16 protein-coding genes and 1 pseudogene are annotated in these 17,203 nt (G+C 44.4%); 5 read left to right on the forward strand and 12 right to left on the reverse strand.

Annotation, left to right across the window (positions count from 1 at the left end):
* Window positions 1-27: 27 nt before the first annotated feature.
* The 3 genes from PSBA01_RS08995 to PSBA01_RS09005 all read left to right on the forward strand — a co-directional run bounded on the left by PSBA01_RS08995 (window position 28) and on the right by PSBA01_RS09005 (window position 1,791).
* Window positions 28-729, forward strand: coding sequence for a potassium channel family protein (locus PSBA01_RS08995; RefSeq protein WP_058023762.1), 702 nt, complete (start codon window positions 28-30; stop codon window positions 727-729).
* A gap of 43 nt (window positions 730-772) precedes the next feature.
* Window positions 773-1,315, forward strand: coding sequence for a DUF3124 domain-containing protein (locus PSBA01_RS09000; protein WP_058023761.1), 543 nt, complete (start codon window positions 773-775; stop codon window positions 1,313-1,315).
* Between the two features lie 62 nt (window positions 1,316-1,377).
* Window positions 1,378-1,791, forward strand: coding sequence for a PaaI family thioesterase (locus PSBA01_RS09005; RefSeq protein ID WP_186474006.1), 414 nt, complete (start codon window positions 1,378-1,380; stop codon window positions 1,789-1,791).
* Window positions 1,792-1,837: 46 nt separating this feature from the next.
* Here PSBA01_RS09005 and PSBA01_RS09010 read toward each other — a convergent pair.
* From PSBA01_RS09010 to PSBA01_RS09045, 8 genes and pseudogenes are all read right to left on the reverse strand, one after another.
* Window positions 1,838-2,143: pseudogene (locus tag PSBA01_RS09010) on the reverse strand (c-type cytochrome); the annotation flags it as partial.
* A 58-nt stretch (window positions 2,144-2,201) separates the two neighbouring features.
* Complete coding sequence (locus PSBA01_RS09015; protein WP_223333156.1) at window positions 2,202-2,720, reverse strand: c-type cytochrome; 519 nt, start codon at window positions 2,718-2,720, stop codon at window positions 2,202-2,204.
* Between the two features lie 104 nt (window positions 2,721-2,824).
* Window positions 2,825-3,619, reverse strand: a complete 795-nt coding sequence (locus PSBA01_RS09020) for a PAP2 family lipid A phosphatase (RefSeq protein WP_186474007.1) — start codon at window positions 3,617-3,619, stop codon at window positions 2,825-2,827.
* 92 nt (window positions 3,620-3,711) lie between these two features.
* Window positions 3,712-4,182, reverse strand: a complete 471-nt coding sequence (locus PSBA01_RS09025) for a diacylglycerol kinase (protein ID WP_186474008.1) — start codon at window positions 4,180-4,182, stop codon at window positions 3,712-3,714.
* A gap of 239 nt (window positions 4,183-4,421) precedes the next feature.
* On the reverse strand, window positions 4,422-5,768 hold the full coding sequence (locus PSBA01_RS09030; protein WP_186474009.1) for a sensor histidine kinase: 1,347 nt from the start codon (window positions 5,766-5,768) through the stop codon (window positions 4,422-4,424).
* A gap of 77 nt (window positions 5,769-5,845) precedes the next feature.
* The gene (locus PSBA01_RS09035) at window positions 5,846-6,547 is read right to left on the reverse strand and encodes a response regulator transcription factor (RefSeq protein WP_186474010.1); all 702 of its coding nucleotides are present in this window, start codon (window positions 6,545-6,547) and stop codon (window positions 5,846-5,848) included.
* A gap of 56 nt (window positions 6,548-6,603) precedes the next feature.
* Complete coding sequence (locus PSBA01_RS09040) at window positions 6,604-8,307, reverse strand: phosphoethanolamine transferase (protein ID WP_186474012.1); 1,704 nt, start codon at window positions 8,305-8,307, stop codon at window positions 6,604-6,606.
* A 160-nt stretch (window positions 8,308-8,467) separates the two neighbouring features.
* Entirely contained in the window at window positions 8,468-9,112 is a 645-nt protein-coding gene (locus tag PSBA01_RS09045) for a Crp/Fnr family transcriptional regulator (protein ID WP_186474014.1), read from the reverse strand.
* A gap of 286 nt (window positions 9,113-9,398) precedes the next feature.
* On the opposite strand from PSBA01_RS09045, the gene PSBA01_RS09050 reads away from it, so the two are divergent.
* Both PSBA01_RS09050 and PSBA01_RS09055 read left to right on the forward strand, forming a co-directional pair.
* Window positions 9,399-11,756 carry a sensor histidine kinase gene (locus PSBA01_RS09050; RefSeq protein WP_186474016.1) on the forward strand — a complete coding sequence of 786 codons (2,358 nt, stop codon included), beginning with the start codon at window positions 9,399-9,401 and terminating at the stop codon, window positions 11,754-11,756.
* A gap of 33 nt (window positions 11,757-11,789) precedes the next feature.
* Window positions 11,790-12,722 carry a response regulator gene (locus PSBA01_RS09055; protein ID WP_071002039.1) on the forward strand — a complete coding sequence of 311 codons (933 nt, stop codon included), beginning with the start codon at window positions 11,790-11,792 and terminating at the stop codon, window positions 12,720-12,722.
* Window positions 12,723-12,845: 123 nt separating this feature from the next.
* Here PSBA01_RS09055 and PSBA01_RS09060 read toward each other — a convergent pair whose 3' ends face one another.
* From PSBA01_RS09060 to PSBA01_RS09075, 4 genes are all read right to left on the reverse strand, one after another.
* Window positions 12,846-13,619, reverse strand: a complete 774-nt coding sequence (locus PSBA01_RS09060) for a sulfite exporter TauE/SafE family protein (protein ID WP_228724550.1) — start codon at window positions 13,617-13,619, stop codon at window positions 12,846-12,848.
* A gap of 197 nt (window positions 13,620-13,816) precedes the next feature.
* A complete protein-coding gene (locus tag PSBA01_RS09065) occupies window positions 13,817-15,322 on the reverse strand; it encodes a tripartite tricarboxylate transporter permease (RefSeq protein ID WP_186474018.1) in 1,506 nt (501 codons plus the stop codon).
* Between the two features lie 5 nt (window positions 15,323-15,327).
* Complete coding sequence (locus PSBA01_RS09070) at window positions 15,328-15,783, reverse strand: tripartite tricarboxylate transporter TctB family protein (protein ID WP_186474020.1); 456 nt, start codon at window positions 15,781-15,783, stop codon at window positions 15,328-15,330.
* 117 nt (window positions 15,784-15,900) lie between these two features.
* Window positions 15,901-16,920, reverse strand: coding sequence for a Bug family tripartite tricarboxylate transporter substrate binding protein (locus tag PSBA01_RS09075; protein ID WP_186474022.1), 1,020 nt, complete (start codon window positions 16,918-16,920; stop codon window positions 15,901-15,903).
* Between the last annotated feature and the right edge of the window lie 283 nt (window positions 16,921-17,203).

The following is a 17,203-nucleotide window of genomic DNA, read 5'->3' on the forward strand; positions in this document are numbered from 1 at the left end:
AAGACACTAAAAAAGGTCATAAAAGTTATGAAATACATCATCGTAGGGTTGGGGAATTTTGGGGCGTCACTGGGAGCAGCATTGACCCGCCAAGGTCACGAAGTGATTGCCATTGACAGCAGCATGCAACGAGTAGAAGCCTATAAGGAGGTCATTTCTCATACGCTCTGTATGGATGCCACGGATGAGTATACCGTGAGCGGATTACCGATTGTCGATACCGACACCGTCATTGTCGCTATTGGAGAGGATCAAGGCGCCAACGTGATGGCAACGGCGCTGTTTAAAACCCTAAAAGCAAAACGTTTGATCAGCCGTAGCATCAATCCGCTGCATAAAAAAGTTTTGCAGGCCATTGGTGTCGATGACATTATTTACCCTGAAAAAGAAGCAGCCAATCGCTGGGCCAAACGACTGTCACTAAGCCATTTTGTTGATTCGTTTGAGTTAAGCGATAACTTTAGTATGGTAGAAATCAAGATTCCAAATGTGTTGATCGGCAAGACGGTTGAGGAGTTGCGGTTGGAGCAAAAATTCAATATCCGATTGCTTAGTACCTTGCGCTATGAGTATTATGAAGACAGCTTTGGTCGTACCCAGACCAAACCTAGCGTGCAAGGTCTGGCCACGCCTGAACAAATATTGCAAGACCGTGATGTATTGGTCATTTATGGCGCAAACAAACACATCAACCATTTCTTACGTAGCGTGGGTGTGAAAATCAAATAACAGCTTGCAATCGCAGTGACATGAAAAGGGACAGGGGAAGTTTATGAATAAGCGTAGTATATCCGTTCTATTGTTCGCTGTTATCGTGTTGCTGTCAGGCTGTGATCCGTCTGCGCAAGATCCAAACGTCACCTTGTCCGAGAATCAACAAGATCCGATTGAAGCGTTAGAGGTGACCTCCGATGTAGATCGCAGTCAGTTCAGCTATAAAGAAACCTTTTATGTACCGATTTACTCTGATATCTATACCGATAGAGACAATCGCAAAGTACTACTGTCAGCGACGCTGAGTGTGCGCAATACCACGCTGAAAAAATCACTGTATATTAATAAAATTGATTATTATGATACGGATGGGGCACTGGTAAAGTCGTATCTAAGCAAACCCATCGAGCTATCAGCGATGGCCACGCTCAACTACATCGTCGAAAAAGAAGAAGATAAAGGCGGGTCGGGTGCTAACTTCATTATCGAGGTCGAAGGTGTCGATGAAACCGTCAGACCAGTTATCGAAGCGGTCATGATTGGGAATTTTAGTAATAAAGGATTTGCCTTTAGTACAGAAGGTACGCCAGTAATACATTAAAGGAATGTATTCAGTGAAGTAATAAATAACAAGGAAAGTTTAATTTAATTCAAGGAAGCGTTATGTCTGCAACCAAAGAAGAAATCAGCGCCTTTATGGCGTTAGAGTTTCCACAAACCAAATGTATCGTCGAAGCAGTCAGTGAAAATGGTGCGACTTTATCACACGATATTGGCATAGATGAGCTACGTCCTGGTGGCACAGTGTCAGGACCTGTCATGATGGCCGTCGCTGACGTCGCCATCTATGTTGCGATACTCGGGAAAATTGGTATCGTGCCATTGACAGTGACGACGAGTCTGACTATCAATTTTTTGCGTAAACCATCAGCAGATGCACGTATTATTGCTGAATGCACCTTACTCAAAGTAGGGCGAGCCTTGATAGTGGGCGAGGTATCTCTGTATTCAGAAGGCTCAGACGATGTCGTGGCTCATGTCGTCGGCACCTATTCTGTACCGCCCAAGCGTATCTAAAACGCTATGCAAGCGCTTGGGTACGTTATAAGATAGCGAGCGTCTTCTACTCGCTCGGGTCTGACCCTGGTGGAAAGTCATGGCGTAGCTGCGCCACATTAGCAGTCGTGACCGTGTCAGTGAAGTTGTTCAAATCGCTATGCACGTACTGTGTGACGGCTGCTATTTGCGCATCATTCATCATGCTATGAAACGATGGCATCCCGCGCAGGCCATTGATTATTACGCTAATAATATAGTACTTCAATTGCATTTTACCGTTGTTAGCCAGCGGTGGATAGTAGCCAGCGCCGTATGCACCGTCACCTTTTTGCATATGGCAACCTGCACAAGAGTCGTCATAGAGTTTTTTGAGTCCTGCGCGGTTTTCGGTAGAAGGCACATTGATGACATTCCATGCCAGCATTAAGCTACGGATATTCAACGGGAAAGGCAGGTGTGTGGTTTTTTTCAGGGGGTTTGTCTACGATAGGGACGGTCTGAAAATAAGCAAACAAGGCACTGACATCGTCATCTGTCAGGCCATGATAGGACGGGTAAGGCATCGCAGGATAAATCTGATGATTTGGCGCCCGACCTTTGCGCAAGGCTTTTTTAAAATCGGCCTCAGTATAGTTGCCAATACCATAGCGCGTCGATGGTGTGATATTGGTCGAGTAGATATTGCCAATCGGCGTATCAATCGGCACGCCGCCACTATAGTCTTCACGGTGGCAGGCCATACAGTCGGCGGTACGCGCCACATAAGCGCCGCGGTTGGCAAGCGCACTATTGACTGGGCTGACATTTGGTAGGGTTATTCTGTTAGGCAAAGTGTCCATTGGCAAACTGACCGTCTCTGCTATCGCAGCGGTAGAGAGTACGCCGAAACCGATTGTCGTGGTTAAGCAAAACAACAGCGCTGGCATAACGGCACAAAGTGGTTTCATAACGTCCTTATAGTGCTGATAAATCATCCTTAATCCCTCATCCTAATATGCCTGCAGTTCGCCAGTCGTGTCTAGCAAAATAACGCAACGTGATAACTATCATTCTAAGTGCTTGAGGTTTCAGTACCAAGCAAGCTAGTGGCTGTGTCGGCATGTTTTTTACTGGCGCTTTTGGCTTTTGCCTTTATCGAATCTTTAAAGAATAGCGTCGCAAGCGCACACGCTATCGTCAGTGATAACAGCATCGAGACCAAAGTATGACTAAAAAAATGATCGCCAAATAGCATCTTATACAGCCCCATGCTCCAGCCTAAGAGCGTGACTATTTTTAGTATTTGATAACGGTGCTTTTTGAGTGTTGGCAAAAAAGCCAATCCATATAAGGAGAATCCTGCGCTGGCGTGAGCCGCTGGGAAGCATCTGGCGGGCGTAGCTGCTACGATGTTTTGCCACAGATTGAGATAAGGCAACTCACCGCCAAAAATTACCAAGTCATTCGGGCAGCTCACATGGGTGACGCCTTTTAATGTGGCAATGGTAGCCGGTACAATCGCTAATACCAGCAGTAGATAGCCGATCTCCCGAATTGGTAAAGGAAGCAGAAATTTATCGAATTTACGGCGATGCTGTGAGGCAAGGTCGGGCAAAGGCTGTCTATATTTTATAATTAACACTGCTATGATGTAGACCGCCAGTAGGATCAGTAGGGCTTTGGGCAAATCATAAAAGATAAACGCATAAGGCTGCGCGCCTTTTTCTAGTAGCCAGTGTCCATGGCTATAAAAAAGCTCACTGATGCGTATGTCTAACTGACTATGTTCAAACACCAACGTAGCGAGGATGGTCAAACACAGTAATTTTAGCCAGTCCCTAGTCATTGAGTGGTTTTCTAAAGTCATGGATACCTCTGGCAATGTATAGTAAGTAAGAACGTATAATAAATAGGATAGCTTCTAGCGTGATTATTGATCAGTGCCTGTGATAGAGGTCTTTATAAAAAGACAGACAACGCCATGAGCCATAAAATTGTTAATAGACATAACGACACGAACTGCGCCGCCGAGCCGACATCTTTTGCGATTTTTGCGAGTGGATGCTTGGCGGTTGATGTGTGGTCGACGCAAGCTTCGATACCCGTGTTAATCAGCTCAACAATTAAAGATAAAAAAGACGCGAGCACCAGTGTCATTTTTATACCAAGCGTAAAAGGCATCATAATGACAGCGGCAAGCAGGACAACATTGAGCCACACGACTTGTCGAAAAGCCGCCTCAAATTTGTATGCTGCCTTAAATCCGTCCATTGAATAGCCAGCAGCTTTTATAATTCGGTAAAAGCCCGTTTTACCTTTTGCGCTTTCTGCAAAACTATCAGGCGTGAGCGCACTGTGATGTGCTGCCTGCTTGATAGAGCAATGCTTGGCTGACTCGTCTTCAAGATTAATAGGAGTAATTTTATTCATATGGAATTCTTAATGATCTATTAATATCAAGGTGCGCGCTCGGTTTTGCGTGACCAAAAAAACAGTCAAGCAAAGTCGATATAGCCTAAGTATAAGACGAGCGAGATTAAGAAAACGTTAAGAGCGTAAGCAGGAATGAGAATAAAGAATGATTCGGACAAATGGCACAAATGGCATTGCCCGCCAGTTCAGTGGGCAATGGTTAAATAGAAATTGTGGTGATAGTAAGCAAAATACGGTTATTTATAATAAATAATAAAAGTGCTGCCGCCAGACGGATTGGCTTGATGGGTCAGCTGCCAGCCCATATGAGACATGATGCGTTGTACGATACTCAGTCCCAATCCTGAGCCTTCAACCTTGTGATTGATATCATTTTCTGGTGACAAGGCTATGCCTGTACCCTCGTCTTGATAGTCATGAGTTAGGCGCTCAAAGCGCTCATACAGCAGCGGCATCATCGCCTCAGGAATACCAAGACCAGTATCAGTTACCATGATTTTTTCGTCATCGATAGTGATGGTGACATCGCCATCATCGGTATACTGAAACGCATTTTTTATCAAATTGCCCAACGCCATTTTTAATAGCTCAGGACGCACATAGGCGCTATATTCTTGCTCAGCGACTATTTGACACGTGACCGTTTTATAGCGCAGCAAATAGGTCAATCGCTGCACCTCGGCTAAGGCAATGCTATTGATAGAAGTTTGCGGTGCATCTAGCTTTTCAGGGGCGCGCGAAAGTAAGAGCAGGGCGGTGATAATCTCAGAGGTCTCACGGGCGGTAGTGCCAATCCGATTGGTAAACTCGTTCAGATGACTGTCTGCTGGTAATTGCGAGGCTAGCACTTCAAAGGCACCCATGATGATGGTTAAGGGCGTGCGCAGCTCATGGCTGACATCACCAGTAAACAGTTGCTCGCGCTTTAGATACTGCTCAAGTTTATGGTTTTTTTCATCGATAGCTCGCGCCAATACGCCCACCTCAGAGGGCAAGTGCGTGAGTTCCGTTAGGTTGCTATGATCCGTTTCGACGGCTTTTTTTAAATCGAGTAAAGGCTTGATGATTTGTTTGGAGGACAAATGAGAGAATATGGCGGCAATAAGCAAACTTAAAATGACCGCCACTTTTAGTGTATCCGCAAATATATCTTCTAAGTTTTCAAAGATTTCTAAAACAGGGTAGTGACTCATCACCATTTCAACCCCTTCCAAGTACGTCAAAATGTAAGTCTGATTGCCTTGTTGATAGGCGAAAAAATGAAGGTTGCCGTGGGTTTTACCAGACTCACCGTCTATAGTGACAGACTTCTCTTGCACCGTTGCCGTTGCTGTTGTTTGCAGGTTGGTAGGGGCACTATCGTAGCGATAGATCTTGATGCCTGGGTCGGCAGTATAAATAGAGCGATCACCGTACTTTTCTTGGCTGATATCAAGCTGCTGCAACAGCCGACCCTTAACCAACTCTTGTTCTATTCTGCTCTCTGCGTACAGAAAAATACTGACAAAAGCCCCGCATAGCAACAGCGCGAATATAAAGTATGACAATCGAAACTTATTGGCTATCGAGTCTATATTGAACATAGTAAAGAGGTACTTAATTGAAGGAGGCAGTTGATATAGTGCGCGATGGCAGACCGTATGAGGTGCCACTCTCTCAGCTATAATACCGCGTTTTCTGATTTATTGGGATCGATAATTTGATAACCCACACCAGGCACGGTCACTATCATGGTTTTGTCAAAGGGTTTGTCGACCTGCGCCCGCACGCTATGCATATGAGTACGTAGCGCATCACTGCTCGGTATATCCAGACCCCATACTTTTTCTTCAAGTTCAGTTTTGCTGACGACGCGAGGTGCGGCACTCATTAGGATATGTAATATCTTAAATCCAGTTGGGGTGAGCTTAATCGGCTTTCCTTCGCGCATAATAGTATGCTCACTATTATTTAGCGATAGCGCGCCCACAGCGATACTGTGTACAAAATGATCGTCTTCATGACGACGTATGAGTGCTTTGATACGGCACTCTAGCTCAATCAACGAAAATGGCTTGACCAAATAATCATCAGCACCGCTATCAAAGCCTGCCACTTTATCCAAAATCGTATCGCGAGCAGTGAGCATGAGGACAGGCGTTTTGTCATGCAATTCTTCTCTGAGTTTCTTACACAGCTTGGTGCCATCCATACCTGGTAGCATCACATCGAGCAATATCACGTCATAATGATTGCTTGCGGCGAGCGTTAGCCCACTGTAGCCATTATGTGCGTTGTCCAGCTCAAAGCCTTTTGGCTCAAAAAACGCATAAATATTGGCCACGATATCGGGGTTGTCTTCAATAACGAGTATCTTATACATGGTGTTGACCTAAAAAATAGTGGCTACCTAAAAGATGGAGCAATATAAAAACAGATTTAGTTATTTACTTTAAAAAAGGTTGGCGCGCCTTTGACTTCATCAGTCGTGATGCCAAAAAAGCTCAGCAACGTCGGCGTAATAAAATCATGTGACACGGGCTGACTGCTCATATTAGAGAGGCTGTCTGCATCGATGTTATTACTGTTTGGTGACCAAATGACTGCGGGCACGTGCTTTTGAGTATCCGGGGCAAACTTATAAGGCAGACCATGCAAGTAAATATTGTTTTCTCCCAGACTCTCGCCATGATCGCTCATATACACCATGACTACATCATAATCTTGTTCGTAAGTTTTTAGGGTATCGATCACGTTATTCAAAAAGTAGTCGGTGTACAGAATCGCATTGTCATAGCCATTGATTACAGACTGGGTATCACATTTTGACAGCTCATTGGTCATACAGACAGGTTTGTACGTTTCAAATTCTTTAGGGTAGCGCTGGTAATAAGCGGGGCCATGGTTGCCCATTTGGTGTAACAAAATAAGCGTGTCTTTAGGCGTCTCTTTCGGTGAGCTGCCTGACTTAACCAGTTTATCAAAACCATCAAGCATACCAATATCTCGGCATTCAACATCGCAGTTCGGATTGGTATCAGCCGTTTTGTAGCCCTCAAAAGTGACACGATCAGCCACACCTTTAGAGCTAGAGTTGTTGTCTCGCCACACGACATTAACCCCTTGCTTGCTGAGCGTATCGAGTACGTTTTCATTGTACTTGGCGGTATCGATATCATAATTTTCCTGATTTGCATAACTGAACATGCAGGGCACTGAGTAGGCAGTCGAAGTGCCACAAGAGACGGCATCTTTAAAACTATAAAGGTTTGATTGCTTTGAGAGTAGTGGCGTGGTATTGCGTGTATAGCCGTTTAAACCAAAGTGATCAGCGCGAGCCGTTTCGCCAACGACGAACACCATGAGCTTGGGTTTTGCAGTGCTGCTGTTTGTAGTGCTACTGGTAGGAGCGACGCGCTTTGCATCTGTCGCATGTAGGGTGAAAGTATCAGGATGGCGCAGCTCATTGACATAGTTTTCGCCAAGTTTGATCGTAGAGTAAATAGGTGTGATTGGGTTGGTATATGAGCGCACCTCTTTATGCTGACGAAAGAAGCTGGCGTACTGGTCACCAAAGGGTAAAAGACACGCCGCGATGACTGCGATAGACAATATCAAGGTAATTGCTTTTTGTAGAATGCTGCGTTGCCAAGTAAAGCGTTTTAGACGAATTTTGCTAATAATAAATGCCGGTAACACGCCCAGTAACAGCACCTGAATGACCATGCTAGGGGCAAACAATCCCATCGCTTCTGCTTGATCGGTCTCCAGACTATTGATCAGCATGTTGCTGTCAAATACCGTCCCGTAAGCATTGGTAAAATAACCACAGATGGCAGCAGTGATCAGTAGCGCAATCAATATTGGTTTGGCAATCGGACGATAGCAAAGCAGCTGTAATACCAGCCACATCAGTCCAAACAACAAGCCAGTAATAGACAGTATAAAGCCGACGTTTTTGCTAAATGGATAGACATCTAGCACCTGCTCAAAAAAGCCAATATTGGCAGTCGCCACCAAATATAAGGCAACAATGATAATAAGATAACTGAGATTTACCTCATGATCGTAGAGCTTACTCAGATAGCTGTTTTTTTTATTGGCTTTAGGCGCATCGATTTTGGCGGCTTGAGATATGGACATATAAATACTTCTCAACAGAATGGTAGGAAACGTCATTCCTTACCATAACAAGTGTGCTGTTAAGAAGATGTTAAGGTGGCAGCTTTGATGCTGATGCTAGTTTGCGAGGTGTTGAGTGGTTTATATAAAATTTTACGGAAAGATTTTATAGATATTCAAATTATTCAGGATTCATGATTGCTTTTAACTCAGACTGATTCTTTATGGTCATAAAACCATAGTGCATATCTATGAATTCCTGTTTTTGCCAAGACTGAATGATTTTATTGATGGTTTGTCGGGTGGTACCGAGCATAAAGCCAAGCTCTTCTTGCGACAAGCGTAAGTCTATTTTGATATCGCCATTCACTTGCTTACCATAAGTACCGATGAATCCCATGAGCATGCTCGCCAGTCGCGCCGATGTATTGAGTGAGGTGGCATCATCAATCCAATCAAAGGCTCTACGAATACGCGCACAAGTGATGAGCGCGAGGTGCTTGTATAAAATTGGATACTGTTGCGCCGTTTGAATCACCACCTTTCTGGGGATAGAAATCAACGTAACCTTATTAATCGTCCATGCATCATGAGTACGCGGGTTGTCATCTATGATAGAGATCTCACCAAACCACTCGCCACTAGATAGGTGAGCGAGGGTCATGGCATTGCCGCTAGTGCTCACATTGCAGACTCTAATCGTACCCGATACGACAAAGTGCAGCGCCGCATCATCATTGTCACCAATAGCATGAATCATTTGGCTTTTTTGGTATACCTTTAGCACAGCGTTATACGCTAGTAGCGCTTGCACGTCGGTTGGCAAGTCAGCAAACCAAGGGTCGTTAAACGCAGGGCATCAAACGGTGCGCTGCATTTTTTTGTTTTATAAATACCTCAAAACTCCTATCGTTCAACCTCTCTCATTCTCCGTTTTTACAAGCCTTTTTCAATAGTCCAACTTTTATTAACCAGTATCTTCTTTGTCATCATATGTTCACAACTCGGCCGTATTCTTATGCCAATTATAAATAGTTGTTGTGTGTCACAGAGATTGATATCCATTAAGCGATTCATTGATAGCAGTTGATGCGTATATAAAAGGTGTGTGTATGAGCGTTGCTGGCAGGCTTGGTAGTATCTCTACCCGTATGCTGATTATTTTGGCGTTGGCTTTTTTGCTGATTATCCTCATGGTGTACTTGGTCATTGAAACCCAAGGTAAGCCGCGCATTATGGAGATGACATCAGAGACTGTGGTTGAAACAGGCAACGAAGTCATCAACAGCATCATGGTGAGTATCAACCATGTCGATGGGCTGGCAAAAGCCAGCAGTACGATGGCGGGCGGTCTACCTAAAGAGGATGCACTTTACCAAGAAACCTTTGGCAATCTCATGCAACAAATGGATCAAAGAATCGTGGGTGGTGGGGTGTGGTTTGACCCAAATATGTATGCCCAAGGTCAAGAGCGTCAGTCGTTTGTATGGGCGCGCGATGAGTCAGGCAGCATGCAGTCAGTGACGCGCTATGACCAAGTGAGCCAAACGCCCAATGCTTATTATCGAGACTGGTGGTATATTCCAGCATTGTACGCCAATCATGATCATTGTGTCTGGAGTCGGGCATACATCGATCCCACGAGCAATCAGCCGATGATGACTTGTGCTAAAGCATTGTACAACAGTACTAATCAAGCGTTTGATGGCGTGGTGAGTTTTAACTTATTATTGGACAATCTTGATGCCGCCATGAAGAGGTGGCAAGAGAAAATAGGTGGCTATGTCTTTTTGGTTGACTTGGACAATCGATTTTTGACCTTTCCTGAACAGTCGCTCGTCACTCAAACCACCGCCAACAACCCACAAGGTGAGATGATGAATGCCAGTCAGTTGGCGGCTATCAATCCGAGTTTTGCGCCTATCGCGGACAGTTTGGGTCGCATTAACGATACGCTGATTGAGGACGCCACTGCCAAAGATGAAAGCCGTTTTACCTTGGCGGCTCGTAGTATTTTGAGTACGACCAATCTGGGCAAAATAAGTGAGCAAGAGTCTGAGTTGCTCTCAGCGTTGCTTTTGTTAAATATCGATCAAACTTTCAATTTAGTCGACAGTCATTTGGTCGATACCATCGACGTCCCTAATGATTTTGTCTTACAACAGCCAGCCACCGCCTTCGTCTTTCGCATGCCATTTACTTATTGGAAAATGGTGATTGTAAAACCCAATAGTGATCTGCTCAGTGTCGCCAATGCGCTATCCAATCAGCTGATTCAAGCCATGCTACTGGGCTTTATCCCTATTTTATTATTAACGGCATGGGTGTTCCGTCAGTATTTTACTCGTCCATTACAACGTATGTCGCTTTTGGTGGCTGAGATGGGCGCTTTGATTGAACAAAAACAATATCAAAAATTGCTCGCACATAAGCTGCCCAGCTCAAGCGTGAGCGAAATTCAAATCATCAGTGAGCAGACCAACCAACTGATTGATCGTGTGGTCGAAAACGAAGGCGCGCTTGCCGAAATCAACGTCCATCTAGAAAAACAAGTCGCTGCCCGTACCCAAGATCTACAGCAAGCGATGGATGAGCTAAAAGCCTCACAAGTACAATTAGTGCGCTCCGAAAAAATGGCAACCTTGGGTCAAATGGTGGCAGGCGTGGCGCACGAGGTCAACACACCACTGGGCTATGTACGCAGTAATATCGAACTGGTCGGTGATAACTTGACGCGTTTCGATGAGCTGATCAGCCATACTGACCAGCTATTGCAGGCGCTAAAAGACTCCAATGCTGACCAAGCGCAAGTAGCACAATTGACGGCTCAAACTCTACAATGCTGTGAAGAGATCAAAGAAGATGAAGTCAGTGAGGACTTGGCCGATTTGATCAAAGACAGCTTGTACGGGGTCGATCAGATAGCTGAGTTGGTTGTAAGTTTGCGCGACTTTTCTAGAATTGATGAATCAAAAGTAAAAGACGTCGATATCAATGACTGTATCACCACCTCGCTGGTCATGGCGCGCAACAACCTTAAAACGCTAGATATTACGACCAGCCTAGCGACACTGCCGCTGGTTCAATGCAACCCCTCGCAAATCAATCAAGTGCTATTAAATTTATTCAATAATGCCGCTCAAGCCATAGCGCCTGATCATAAAGGCGAATTGCACATCACCTCAGCGGTCGATGAGACACAGCAACAAGTCGTGGTTCGAGTCACTGACAATGGGGTCGGCATCAACGAGCAGGCTTTAGAGCGTATCTTTGAGCCGTTTTTTACCACCAAAAAAGCAGGCGATGGGACAGGTTTAGGGCTGGCGATCAGCACGCAAATTATTGAGCAGCATGGCGGCAGTATTGCAGCGAGCTCAATCGTCGGCGAGGGCACAACTTTTACCATTATGCTGCCAATACAGTCGAAAACTTATGAAAATAAACCCTCCAAAGCCTTATTTGAAGGTTGAGAGACTTCTCACCACTCACCTAAAGAGAGCCTCATGCAAAAACCAAAAATTGCCTTTATCGATGATGAGCCGCGCATTTTACGCAGTCTAAAAATGCATTTTCGCCAGTCACACGATGTATTTACCACCACGGATGCCACTGAGCTTATGAAATATGTCAGCGAGCACGATGTACAAGTGGTCATCAGTGACCAACGTATGCCTGATAAGCAAGGGACGGAAGTCTTGCGTGATATTAAAGAAGCGTCACCCAATACCATTCGTATCTTGCTAACAGGCTATGCGGATCTCAATGCGGTGATTGACTCGGTCAATGACGGAGAGATTTACCGTTATATCACCAAGCCTTGGCAAAATGATGAGCTCAAAAAGATCGTAAATAAAGCCACAGAGATTGCTCAGCAAACGCAAGATATTACCCAAAATATGAAGCAAGGTGATGAATCTCAGAGTTTTATGAATGCTAGTAGCAAAAGGAATATACTGGTATTGGATGATGATGAGAGTATTTATCAAGAAATAAAAAATCAGTTTAAAAGTACTTATACAGTGAGCTGGGCAAGCAACCTCGAGCAGGCTGCGAAGTTACTACAAAAAAAGAAGTTTGGTGTCACTATCACGGATGCGACGCTCAACGAAGAAAATATTACTCCTATTGTCTACGCCCTAAAAAATATCCAGCCCGATCTGATGGTGCTGATGTTGACTGAATTTAAAGACGCTCACATGGTGATTGATCTCATCAATAAAGGGCAGGTGTATCGCTGTCTGCCACGTCCTACCAACTTCTCTATTATGAGTATCAGTCTGGACCGCGCGTTTGAGCATCACGAAAGACTGGTACAGCAGCCGATATTAGCAACTCGTCATCATGTTGAAGAAGTACCAGAAGCTGAGACTTTTAATTTTTCTGAAAGATTGAAGGGTTTCTTTGCCAAGTTTAGAGGCTGGCGCATGATGATGTAAAGTATTCTGATTAAGATGCTATATCAAGTCAGCATATGATTGAGCATTATCTTTAATAAAGAATAAATAGCCGTATTTATAAGAATTTGCGTGACATAATTACGGTATCGAGTGATAGGCTTATTAAAACAATACGTTTATGTTTCTTATGATCATTATTAGACCGCTCATCACCATTAGTATCAGTAGCATTATTCTAAACTGACTAATACTGATGCCAGCCAAAAAGTGTTTGCCAATGACGTTGCCAATAACGGCACCCAGGCCTAATACCAGACTATACACACAGATCTTGACTGTGAGTATGCCAAAAAAGGCGTAGCTGACGACTTGTACAATACCGACAAAAAAAGAATTCGCCGTTTTGGTCGCAATAAGATTCTCTTTTTCTAGACCTGCGTTCATATAAAAAGGGTTAAGAATGGGACCTAGGCCACCCACCAACGTGCTCATAAAGGCAATGAAAAAGCCCACAGGTACAAAACCTACTTTTGGCATGTCAAACGTTTTACTTACTTTACCGAACTTGTATTGGGAAATAGTAGAGACTAAAAATGCACCTACCAATAACTGAATCCAGCCTGCATCCAAACGACTAAAGACCAATGCCGCCAACCACGCTCCTACGATAGCGCTTGGCACATAGTATTTGGTCAATGACCAGTCAATATCATGCCAAAATAAATAGAGCCGCGAGGCATTACTCATAAAGGTAGCCACGTTGATCACAGGCGGCGCAACCGCAGTCCCTATCATCGAAGAAGTAACTGGTATCAGCAGCATCGCACCGCCACCACCAGATATCGTAGAGATAATAAAAGCAATCATACCAGCACTGAATAGTCCTACTAAGTGCCACGTTGGAATGGTTTGCAACAAATCTAAAACAAGGGGCACTATAAAATCCTATTTCATGAGTGACATCAAGTAGTGATGTTTTGCTAATGTTGGACAGCTGACAAAAAAGTGAGGAGTGTTAAAGGCTTGTCCCTAATAACTATTGAAAGTAGGGTAAAAGTATCTCTAAAAAAACGGTGGTCATACCTGAGTATAACCACCGCCAAAGAGACATTTAGAGACGAACTGACAAAAACTTATGCAGCAGTCTTCTTAAAGCGTTTACGATACGTTTTACGAATGATTGGCATAAAGATCATGACAACGACCAGACCCCATAATGATACGGTGATTGGGCTGCTCCACAGAATAGACATCTCACCTTGAGAGATGGAGAGCGCACGACGTAGGTTAGATTCCATAAGCTCACCTAGTACATAACCTAGGATAAGGGCTGATAGAGGGAAGTGCAGTTTACGTAAGAAATAACCAAAGATACCAAGTCCTACCATAAACACCATATCAAACGTTGTACTGTTGATAGAGTAGACACCAACGAAGCTAATAGCAGCGATTGATGGGATCAAAATGTAGTTTGGTACATTCAGCAGTTTAGAGAAGAAACCAACCAACGGGATGTTCATGACAAGCAAGATAACGTTACAGATGAACAATGAGGCAATAAGACCCCAAACGATATCTGGCTGCTCAGTAAATAGCTGTGGACCTGGCGTGATATTGTACAACGTCAACGCACCCATCATAACCGCTGTCGTACCAGAACCTGGGACACCTAGGGTCAACATTGGTACAAATGAGCCACACGCTGATGCGTTATTAGCCGCTTCTGGTGATGCTAGGCCACGAAGGTCACCTTCACCAAATTTGCCATCATCACCAGCAATTTTACGTTCACTGGCATAGGTCATTGCACTGGCAATCGTCGCACCTGCACCCGGTAGGATACCAACGAAGAAACCCATTGCACCACTACGCAACATAGCACCGATGGTGAAGAGAAACTCTTTTAGGTTGAATAAGCTACGCTTACCTTGCTCGATTATTTTACCGCCAGTACTGGTTCTTTCGAGCAAAATCAAGATTTCACTGACACTAAAGAAACCAATAACGATCGTTGTAAATTGGATACCATCAGATAGGTTGACGGAGTCAAAAGTATAGCGATAAATACCCGTCACTGCATCGACGCCGACGGTGGCAAGACCCAAGCCGATTAATGCGGATACCGCTGTTTTGATAGGCTGATCACCGACCAAACCACTCAAGCAGCAAATCGCGAATACCATCAATACAAAGTATTCAGCAGGGCCAAAAGACACCGCCCATTTGGCCAGTAGAGGTGCAAATAGCACCACGCCGATGGTTGCAATCGTCGAGCCAATAAACGAGGCGACCGCAGAGATGGATAAGGCGATGCCGGCTTTGCCTTGTGTCGCAAGCGGATTACCATCCAAGGAGGTCATCACCGCCGCGGCAGATCCTGGGACGTTTAGTAGAATGGCAGAAATACGACCGCCGTATTCACACCCCAAGTATACAGCTGCTAAAAGGATAAGCGCACTTTCTGGTGGCAGACCAAGGGCAAAAGCAAATGGTAGTAGAATTGCCACACCGTTAATTGGGCCAAGGCCTGGCAACATACCCACAATCGTACCAATAAAAGCACCGATGAGTGCAATCAGTAAGTTTTTGGGCAACATTGCTACGCCGAAACCGTGCATTAAAAAATCAAAAGTTTCCATAATAGCTATCCCATTATTCCTGATAATATTCCAAGTGGCAGAATCACATCCAAAGCCATGTCAAATAGGACATACAGGGCGATACTGATCACAACTGAAAAGATAAGGCATTTAATAGGATTGCCGGCAAACAGTAGACCAACCGCAAAACACATCAGGGTGGTAGCAACAACAAAACCTAGGGGCTCAAAAATCAAACTATAAATCAATAATGCGCTGACACATAAAACAAGGTTTCTAATAACGATCTTGTTGTACCCTAAATTAATAGGTTTGGTGAATCGCGGTGGACGAAAGGCGATCACCAAGGTCAAAAACGCCATCAATGAAAAAATTAAAATAGGATAGGGCCGAGGACCGATAGGATCATAGGCAATGGGAGCGACGTAACCAATAGCTAAGTAGACCAAAAATAAGCTAAACAGTGCCATCAATCCAGAGAACGCACGTTCCATTGTCATAGAAGTACTCCTTAAATTCTAAAATAAAAAGGTTGATAGATGTCTCATCTGTCAACCTTCGATAAATACCATGAAGTTTTAGTATTCAATCATTAAGGGGATATGGTCTGGATGAGACTATTTAGCGGTAGCACCCGTAAGACCGTACTCAGAAGACAACTCACGTAACTCTCCAGTACGCTTATAGACATACTGCTCAAGCTCTTCGCCAGTCATAGAGAAAGGTAGTAGCTCTTGCTGTTCACGCAATTCGGCAAATTTTGGATCAGCAAGCATCTTGTCAAATGACGCTTTCCACCAGTCGTAAGCGGCAGGACTAACATCTGGACCCATGTAGTAACCACGAACGACAGGCCAAGTCACATCATAGCCTTGCTCTACTGCAGTAGGGATATCAGCCATAGAGCCGCCCAGTCTTTCATCGGCAAATACGGCCAATACACGTAGTTTGCCAGCAGTAGCTTGTGGCATAATCTCAGCAATACCAGCACTCACAACAGTGACATGGTTGCCCATGACTGCGGTGATGGCCTCACCGCCGCCTTCCATCGCAACATAAGTCATGTCGTTAGGATTAACACCAACGGCTTTTGCCAAAATGGCAGTTTGCATCCAGTCCTGACCACCAACACTACCACCGGCGGCGAAACTGATTGCTTTTGGATTCGTCTTAAGCTCAGCGACCAATCCTGCTAGATCTTTGATTGGCGAGTCAGCATTGACAGCGATAGCACCATAATCGGTACCAACGGCGGCGAGCCATTTCACGTCTTTTTCGGTGAATTTACCAAATTTACCTTGTGATAAGTTCAGGATTGATCCCGTTGAGAACGCGATAATAGCGTCTTCGTTAGCACGGTCATTGGCGACAATTTTGTTATATGCCACTGCACCGACGCCGCCTGGCATATAAGTGACGCGCATTGGGTCTGTCAATATACCCGTGTCTCTTAGACCTGACTGAGCAAGCTTACAGGTCAAGTCAAAGCCGCCACCTGGTTTTGCTGGAGCGATACATTCTGGACGTGAAGGACCTGCAAATTCATCTGCACCTGCGCTCGCAGTTTCGTTAGCATTGTTACACGCTGTCAAGGTAAGGACAGAGAGACCAAGCGCTAGATAGGATAGTTTTTTCACACGACACTCCTTGTGTGTATTTTTTCAGTAAAAATCAATAAAATTTTGATTGAAAGGATAGGGTGACTATACAAAAAGTTGGAAGTAGACCAATAATGTTACCAACCTTTACAACAGTAGTCTTTTTGTTCACTTTGCAAAAGTAACAGAATAATTTAGAAATAACAAGAAACATATGTATGTATATATGAATTTTTTGAAATCAGTAGCGGGATGGACTTTGTAAAAACCCAAGCTTGCTATGTCGGTATTAGATAAATATAGGACCAGCCCTAATCTAAAA

The organism is Psychrobacter sp. KCTC 72983 (genome assembly GCF_014280455.1).
Classification (GTDB): Bacteria; Pseudomonadota; Gammaproteobacteria; order Pseudomonadales; family Moraxellaceae; genus Psychrobacter; species Psychrobacter pacificensis.